3 protein-coding genes and 2 pseudogenes are annotated in these 5,613 nt (G+C 61.1%); 3 read left to right on the top strand and 2 right to left on the bottom strand.

Features of this window, described 5'->3' with window-relative positions; genetic code table 11:
• The first annotated feature begins 201 nt into the window (after nucleotides 1-201).
• The 3 genes and pseudogenes from XpopCFBP1817_RS19215 (at nucleotide 202) to XpopCFBP1817_RS23655 (ending at nucleotide 1,084) form a co-directional block, all read left to right on the top strand.
• The gene (locus tag XpopCFBP1817_RS19215) at nucleotides 202-774 is read left to right on the top strand and encodes a DUF6624 domain-containing protein (protein ID WP_244171258.1); all 573 of its coding nucleotides are present in this window, start codon (nucleotides 202-204) and stop codon (nucleotides 772-774) included.
• Nucleotides 775-838: 64 nt separating this feature from the next.
• Nucleotides 839-919, top strand: a pseudogene (locus tag XpopCFBP1817_RS23805) (hypothetical protein); the annotation flags it as partial.
• Nucleotides 917-1,084, top strand: a complete 168-nt coding sequence (locus XpopCFBP1817_RS23655) for an integrase core domain-containing protein (RefSeq protein ID WP_341866023.1) — start codon at nucleotides 917-919, stop codon at nucleotides 1,082-1,084. The pseudogene XpopCFBP1817_RS23805 and the gene XpopCFBP1817_RS23655, both read left to right, overlap by 3 nt.
• A 74-nt stretch (nucleotides 1,085-1,158) precedes the next feature.
• Here the strand turns inward: XpopCFBP1817_RS23655 and XpopCFBP1817_RS19205 are convergent, their stop codons facing one another.
• Nucleotides 1,159-3,534, bottom strand: a complete 2,376-nt coding sequence (locus XpopCFBP1817_RS19205; RefSeq protein WP_128418313.1) for a glycoside hydrolase family 127 protein — start codon at nucleotides 3,532-3,534, stop codon at nucleotides 1,159-1,161.
• A gap of 151 nt (nucleotides 3,535-3,685) precedes the next feature.
• Nucleotides 3,686-5,539, bottom strand: a pseudogene (locus XpopCFBP1817_RS19200) (TonB-dependent receptor domain-containing protein); the annotation flags it as partial.
• Nucleotides 5,540-5,613: the final 74 nt, after the last annotated feature.

Genomic DNA, 5,613 nt, shown 5'->3' with positions numbered 1-5,613 from the left:
CCTCCGCCACGGTTCAACTGGCGACTTGTCCCCTGTAGAGTTTGAACGGCGCTACGCGCAACGAGGGTCTTGAGTGTCTACGGAACCCTGGGCGCATCAAAAATTCTCGACTAGACAACGAAATGATCAGTGGGTGGAACATTCATGAAACCACGAGCGGCATCTCTAGTTCTTATTGCTATGGGCTTAGGAGCAGCGACTGTGACTGCATCGAACTTAGCGAGTGAGTATCGTGAGGTCGCAGGCCATCCGACCAAACCGTCATCAGCTGAGATCGCACAGCAATTGATTGCTCTCGGCGAAGAAGATCAGCGTGATCGCAAGAAAGCCATGAGCCCTGGATTCGATGAAGCGCGACTTGCAGAGGCAGACCGGCGCCGAGAGGCAGCCTGGATTGACATCACCTCCGGGAGGCTACTTGGCCTGAGCGAAGTTGGTGACGGTGCGGTGTCCGCGCAATTTCTAATTCTCCAACACTCTGGCAACCGCACACTACAAGCGGACATGGCCCAACAGATGCAAGAGCTGGTTGAGAAGGGTGAATTTCCCAAGGACGCCTTCGCGACATTCATTGATCGCCAGCTGGTCTACGATGGAAAGCCTCAACGTTTTGGCACCCAAGCAAATGAATCTTTTGAGTTATATCCAATTGAAGACGAAAGCAACGTAGACAAGCGGCGTGAATCCATGGGATTGCCCCCTATAGCTGAGTTGCGCGCAAAGCTGCAGCAAGTTAAGAAGGCCGTGGCGTCCGGTAAGGGGCTGGGTGAATAGCTGTCAGCCTCCCGTAAAATTGATCCAGTCATAGTTATAGGTCCCCGGGAACACTAGACCAAAGGTGCGCAAGAGCAAGTTCACCAAAAGTCAGATTGTCGCCACGCTGAAGCAGGTCGAGGGTAGTCGCCAAGTCAAAGATGTGTGCCGTGAGCACATTTTTCGCACGCTGAGCGAGGTCCGCGATCAAACCGAGCACTGGCTGGCCGACTACAACCAACAGATACCGCACGACAGCCTGGGCGGGCTAACGCCCACCGAGTTACGTGATAAATATCAACCACAGACCTCTAATTTTGGCTGGCACTGAATTGTGGGGAGTCGACACCGATACCAGGCACATTGCTGCAAGAAGATCGACAGCGCGCTCGCTACGGTACGCATTCAAGCCGACTCCAACACCCAACACCCGAACGCGGGCCCTGCAGAGTAACCAGTCTCCGGTTCGATTCGGATCTGCAGGGTGGCGCGGCCCGCCACTGCTGCTGGCAAGGCGTAATCCACATCGACGAAGTCCAGGTCGCGGTTGCCGTCCAGGCGTTCGTTGGCGATGAGTTCGCCGTCGGCGAGGATGCGAAAGCGGCGGCGGGTTTCGTCGCCCCAGTAGCGCAGGCGAAGGATGCGGGCCTGCGTGGTGTTGCGCAGGGTGAAGGCGATGAAGCCGCCAGTGCGGGCGTCGCGGCCGGCACGGCGACGGTAGCTCAGTGGATAGGAGCTTTCGCTCTGCAGGGCGTGGGCTTTTTCGGATGCTTCATCGCCCAGGGCGATGCGATCCAGGGCGCGCGTGTCGAGCGCGTGTTGTTTCGCTTCTGCTTCGGCCTGCTCGGCTTGGTGCTGCTGCCAGGCAGCGGCATCGCGGTGCTCCAGGTAGAGCGCACTGCGGCGGTCGAATTGGGCGTAGAACGGGGAGAACCGCCAGTGCTCGGCGCCGTCGGTGTAGGTGAACGCGGTCTGGCCTGTCACGGGTTGCAGGCGCTGCAGGATGTCATCGCCGCCGATCAATGCCGGGGTCTTGCCGGACCAGGGCTTGGCCGCATCGCCCAGGTCGGCAGCCAGAACCAGCGGCCCACGCAGCACCGAGACACAGGCCGGGTCGTCCGCTGTGGCTTCCAGGCGCAGCGGCATCTCGAACGACAGCTTGAGCGTGTCGCCAGTGCGCCACACGCGGGTGATGCGCAAGTAGCCTTCAGTGACGGCCGCATCAACCGGCTGCCCATTGAGCTGCAACACAGGCGACTGCGCCCAGCCCGGCACGCGCAGCGCGAGCGTGCGTTGCTCGGCCGGGGCGGCGTCGATACGGAGCGATGCGCTGCCCTGCTCCGGCATCGTGCTGTGCAGGGTCATGTCCAGCCCGGCGGCATCACGCACGCTGGAGGGCACATACAGATTGATGTAGACGCCCTGCCCGTGCTGCCAATAGATCGAATCGCCGAACTGGGCGTGCGCTTCCATGCCGCTGCCCACGCAGCACCAGAAATCATCGAATGGCGACGACCAGCCGCGCGCTTCGCCGGCCAGCATCGGTGTCATGTAGGTGAACATGCCGGTGCGCGGGTGCTGCTGCGCCATCACGTGGTTGAGCAGCGTGCGTTCGTAGTAATCGAAGAACTCCGCCTGCGGCCCCCACTGGTACAGATGCCGTGTCAGCTTGAGCATGTTGTAGCTGGCGCAGTGCTCGCAGGTCTGCTCGGTGAGAAACTTCGAAGTGCTGTCCGGCTGCTGGAAATATTCGCGGTCGCCGTTGCCGCCGATCACGTAGCTATGGTGATCGGTGACGGTGTGCCAGAAGAAGCGCGCCGCCGCGCCCGAGGCGGCATCGCCGGTGACTTCGTACTCGCGCGCCAGGCCGATCAGCTTGGGGATGTTGGTGTTGGAATGCTGGTGCACCAACTCGTCGCGCTGGGCGACAAGTGGGTCGAGCACGGCATGGTGGTGCAGGCGTTGCGCCAGCGCCACCCAGTGCGCATCGCCGGTGCGCACATGCAGCTCGACGAAGGATTCGTTGAGACCACCGAATTCGCACGACAACACCTTCTGCAGTTGCGTGTCGTCGAGTGCGGCGAAGATGCCTTGCAGATAGCCGGCCAGACCGACCGCCACCTGCAGCGCCTGCGCGTTGTCGCAGTGCGCATGCACATCGAGCAAGCCGGCAAACAGCTTGTGCCAGGTGTATAGCGGCGCCCAACTGCCATTGAGATAGAACGGCGCCGGGTCGATCTTGCCGCGCTTGAGTTCATCGAACACGGCGCGGCCACTTTCGATCTGCCCTGCCGCGTTCTTGCGCGTGAATCCAGCCACATAGCCATCGCCTGCATGCGCCTGGCAGCGGGCGAGTTCTGCGACCAGATAATGCGCACGCGTGCGGCATTGCGCATCGCCGGTCTGCGCGTGCATCAACGCCAACGCGCTGAGATAGTGGCCGAGCGTGTGCCCGGCGATGGTGTCCGCTTCCCAGCCGCCGTAGGCCGGCGCCTTGGGTTCGAGAACTGCATACAGCACGAATTTGTGCAGCAGCCTGTCCGGCTCCAGCCGCATCAGGTAACGCCGGTTGGTCTGCAGCGCATCCAGAAACAACGACGGTGTGAGCCGAACCTGCGCCAGTGGCACCGCGCGCACGCTACCGGGTTGCGCGGCGCTGGCTTGCGCTGGAAACCGCAGGAAGCCTGCGGCAACCGCCAGGCTGCTCCAGGCCAGAAAACGCCGCCGCGACACGCTCAGCGTGTGGTCGTGGGGCAACTCGCTCGCATGCGTCTCTGTCATGGGCTCAGCTTAGCTCCTGTCGGCACGCACAGACTGCGCGCGCCATTGCAACAAACGCCTGTGCAGCTGCGATAAGTCGCGACTGCACAGGCCTGGCTTGCACGCGACCGACTACCTCTGGCCACACATCACAGCGACGAAACCGCAGCGATCAAAACTTCAGCGTCGCACGCGCCCAATAGAACCGGCCTAGCAGATCGTAGGTGGCCACATCGGTATTGGCGTTGCCAACATTATTGGAGTAATACAGCGGTGGCTGCTTGTCGGCAATATTGTCCACACCTACTTCAAAACGCGTGTGCCATGGCGCCACGTTGTAGCCAAGCTGCACGTTGTTGTAGACGTAGGCGCCGATCTTGCGCACCACCGTCGGCTCGCTGGAATCGGCCGACAGGCTCTGGTCCGGATCCGCATTGCCGATGGCGGTATTGCCCACATAACGGATACGCCAGGTGGCGCTCCAATCGTCCAACGCCCAGTTCACTGTGCCCAGTGCACGCCAGCGCGGGAAATTGCCATAAGCCTGGGTGTAGCGGCCCACGTTATGGATGGTGACCGAGCTGGGATCGGTGGCGTCGGGCAGCACGTCGTAACGGGTGAGATAGGTGCCGTTGAGCCCTGCCGTTAAATTACCCCACGACGTGGATGGCAGGCGGTAGGTCAGATTGAAATCGATGCCCTTGGCCCACAGCTTGCCCAGGTTGACGGTGGGTTCGGCGATGTAATTGATGGTGCCGTTGCCGTTGCGATGAATCAGCGCGCAGAAAGAGCTGGCCGAGTTGGCGAAACATTGATTGAGCACGGTCTGCGCCGACACCGTGGTGATGGTGTCTTGCAGATCGATGCGCCACCAGTCTGCGCTCAGCGACAGGCCATCGACCCACTGCGGGTCGTAGACCAGCCCCACATCGTACGACTTGCCGGTTTCCGGCTTGAGTTGATAACCCGCCACCACCGCGCCGGACACCTTGCCGGCGACCTGACCATCGGATTGCTGATAGCTGCCGTTGGTAGGCACGTTTGCGCAGGCCACGCTGTTGCCACCGGTGTAACCGTTGCACGGGTCGTTCACGGTGGCGGCATCGCCGGCCACGCCGGCATACAACTCGTTGATGTTGGGCGCGCGGAACACCTGCGACACGGTGCCGCGCAGCAACAGATTTTCGATCGGGCGGTATTCCAGCGACACCTTGCTGTTGGTCTTGCTGCCGACAGAGCTGAAGTCGGAGAAGCGCGTGCCCAGCGTGATGTTCAATGCGTTGATGCCGGGCAAGTCCTTGAGCAGCGGGAACAAGGCTTCGGCATAGGCTTCCTTGACGTCGAAACTGCCGCTCAAGGTGGATGCGCAGAATTCGATCACGCCGCACAGGCCGTCTTCATCGCCGGTCCCCAGCGCATCGGAGGCGGTGGTGGAGCGCTCCTTGCGATAGGAAATGCCGCTTGCCAGGCTGACAGTGCCGGCCGGTAAATCGAACAACGAACCGTTGGCATTGGCCTCGAACTGCTTGACGGTGTAGACGCTGGTCACGATCGGATTGACCACCATGCCCCGCAGTGTGGGCAGGTTGCTGCTGTCGTTGAGGTTGAAGAAATTCAGCGGTGTGCAGCCGGCAATCGCAGCGCCCGCACTGCCGCACTTGACCGCGCCGTCGCTATCCAGAAACGACGGGCCGATGGCCTGATTGAACGTGGCGTAGTCGAGAAAGCCGTTGTTGATCGACTTCTGCTTGACCTTGCCGTAATTGAAGTTGGCATCCCATTGCCAGGAGCTGTCGCCGAAGCGGCCACGCAAGCCAGGGCTGATCTGGAAGTTGTAGGTGTTGTATTGATAGCTGCGATTGCCCAGCACGGTTGCACGTGTGTTGAGGTCGTTGTAGGAGGTGCCGGTGCTGCGATCGGTGCCGAAGTTCACGCCGAACGGGTTGTAGTCACTCTGCGACGACACCAGGATATTGTCGCCGTTGGAGAAGAGCGGAATCGGCGCGATGATCGAGGCGGATTCTGAGGTTTCCCCACGTTTTCCCGAGATAGATCAGCTGGTTGCACCCGGATCGTGTAGAAACAAGTGCGCGCATGGCG

Origin of the sequence: Xanthomonas populi (genome assembly GCF_002940065.1) — a bacterium.
GTDB lineage: Bacteria > Pseudomonadota > Gammaproteobacteria > Xanthomonadales > Xanthomonadaceae > Xanthomonas > Xanthomonas populi.
This window is presented reverse-complemented; position numbering and strand designations above follow the sequence as displayed.

What these genes read in the sequence shown, in the direction of transcription:
- XpopCFBP1817_RS19205 (WP_128418313.1), bottom strand. Translation starts at nt 3,534, where the DNA reads ATGACAGAGACGCATGCGAGCGAGTTGCCCCACGACCACACGCTGAGC.